Source organism: Pseudomonas sp. FW300-N2F2, assembly GCF_017351655.1.
Lineage (GTDB): Bacteria > Pseudomonadota > Gammaproteobacteria > Pseudomonadales > Pseudomonadaceae > Aquipseudomonas > Aquipseudomonas fluorescens_AA.
The window spans coordinates 1-402 of the sequence record NZ_JACNDQ010000017.1 but is presented as its reverse complement, the minus strand read 5'-3'; the positions used below and the strand labels follow the sequence as shown (position 1 = coordinate 402).

1 protein-coding gene is annotated in these 402 nt (G+C 64.7%); it reads right to left on the bottom strand.

The window, feature by feature from the left end; genetic code table 11:
- On the bottom strand, positions 1-402 hold a 402-nt coding region (locus J4E63_RS30695; protein ID WP_207284221.1), incomplete at both ends, for an AMP-binding protein.

Here is a 402-nt window from a genome sequence, read left to right as displayed (position 1 = left end):
GCACGGTTCAAATAACCCCGTGCAACCCCGGCGCCACCAATGTACAACTCACCCGCCACGCCGACCGGAACCGGTTGCAGGTGGGCATCGAGCAAATAGACCTGGGTGTTGGCCACCGGCTTGCCGATGTGCAACACCGCTTGCGAGGCATCGATCCGCCCCGAGGTGGCCACCACTGTCGTTTCCGTGGGGCCGTAGTTGTTGATCAGTTCGAAAGGCAGATCGGCCGGCAGTTTGCGCAGGCGGTCGCCGCCAATCAGCAAGGTGCGCAATTGATCGTGTCCCAGGTTGCGGCCAAACGCGTATTCGGCAATGGGCGTGGGCAGGAAGCACACGTCCAGCGCCTGGGCCTGCCACCAGTCAAGCAGCGCGCCGACGTCTTCGCTGCCCGCCTGGGCCGGC